Source organism: Polaromonas sp. P3_C2, assembly GCF_056402675.1.
In genome coordinates this window covers 1-1,535 of record NZ_JBFUGX010000850.1, presented here as the reverse complement: position 1 = coordinate 1,535, position 1,535 = coordinate 1, and the positions used below count along the sequence as shown (strand labels likewise).

Annotated in this window: 2 protein-coding genes; one reads left to right on the top strand and one right to left on the bottom strand. The window is 59.7% G+C overall.

Translation table 11 applies throughout. The features are described from left to right. A partial coding sequence (locus AC1DWI_RS22690; RefSeq protein ID WP_477725853.1) for a hypothetical protein occupies positions 1–594 on the top strand: 594 nt, incomplete at its 5' end. A 169-nt stretch (positions 595–763) separates the two neighbouring features. On the opposite strand, the gene AC1DWI_RS22685 is transcribed toward AC1DWI_RS22690, so the two are convergent. Further along, positions 764–1,535 (bottom strand): CobW family GTP-binding protein (locus AC1DWI_RS22685; RefSeq protein WP_477725852.1); only part of this gene is annotated, 772 nt, incomplete at its 5' end.

Genomic DNA, 1,535 nt, shown 5'->3' with positions numbered 1-1,535 from the left:
GCCCTGACCGGTGCCGGGGCGGGTACCACCACGGCGGCGGGGACCGGCTTGGTGCTGCTTGCAGGTTTTACGGCCGGTTTTGCAACGGGCTTGGCAGCTGATTTTGCAACAGGCTTTGCCGCAGGTTTTGGGGGAGATTTGAGCACGGGCTTGACGGGTTTGGCGACGGCCTTTGCTTTGGGCAAGGGCTTGGCAGCGGTTTTCTTGACAGCTGCGGTGGCAGGCTTTTTCGTGGAAGCAGCCTTGACAGCCGGCTTGGCGGCTTTTTTGGCAACGGGTTTGGGTGCCGGCTTGGCTTTGGCAACAGGTTTGACCGCTTTCTTTACAGCTTTGGCGGCGGGCTTTGGCGCCGGCTTGGCTTTCGATGCAGGCTTGACGGCCGGTTTGGCAGGTGTCTTGGTCTTTTTTGCTTGGGCTTTCACAATGTGTCTCCTCTGGGAAGCAGCCCCGGAATGGCCCATGGCCCCCCGCGGCGGCTTCCTGGCCAAACCGCTGCAACGCAGTTCAACCCTACCTGTTGCCAGATTTCCTGGTTTGTCTGCCGCCTGCCAGCCTCGAAAACCTCACCTGGGTGGGTTTCAATCCGCTTTGTAGCCGATTTTGTGCCTGGCTGGCCTCCCGAATTGATTTTCCGGGTATTTTGGTCGGCGCGCGATTGTAGCGGCTGCGCAGCCTGCCGTAGCACCCTTGGAACAAATCGTTGGAGAATCGAGACAAACATGAAGCCCTCCGCCTTTTACAGGCCACAGGCGGACAGCCTACCTCAAACCAGGCATTGCTCCAGGCCCTGCAGAAAAATATCTTTGGGCAAATCGATGCCGATAAAGACCATCTTGCTGTTTTTCTTCTCACCCTCGGCCCAGGCGGGTCCAAGGTCGCTGCCCATGAGCTGGTGCACCCCCTGGAAAATCACCTTGCGGTCGGTGCCTTCCATATTCAACACGCCCTTGTAGCGCAGCATGCGCGGGCCGTAAATGTTGACGACCGCGCCCAGGAAATCCTCCAGCTTGGCGGGGCTGAAAGCCTTGTCCGACCGGAACACAAAGCTCTTGACGTCATCGTCGTGGTGGTGATGGTGGCCATGGCCCTCATGCCCGTCCTTGGCGTCGTGCGCATGTGAAGGGTGATCGCAGTGCTCCCCGTGCGCATGGTCATGATCGCGGTCATGCCCGGCATGGTCGTCTTCCTTGAGGAAATCGGGGTCGATGTCCAGCTTGGCATTGAGGTTGAATCCGCGCAGGTCGAACACATCCTTGATGGCGACTTCACCGAAATGCACCGCCTTCTGGGGCGCACGCGGGTTCATGTGCTTCAGGCGGTGCATCAGCGCGTCAACTTCGTCCTTGGCCACCAGGTCCGTTTTGCTGATGAATATCTGGTCGGCAAACCCGACCTGGCGGCGCGCCTCCTGGCGGTCGTTGAGCTGGGTCGCGGCATGTTTGGCGTCGACCAGGGTCAGGATCGAATCGAGCAGGTACTGCTCGGCAATTTCTTCGTCCATGAAAAACGTCTGCGCCACCGGCCCCGGGTCGGCC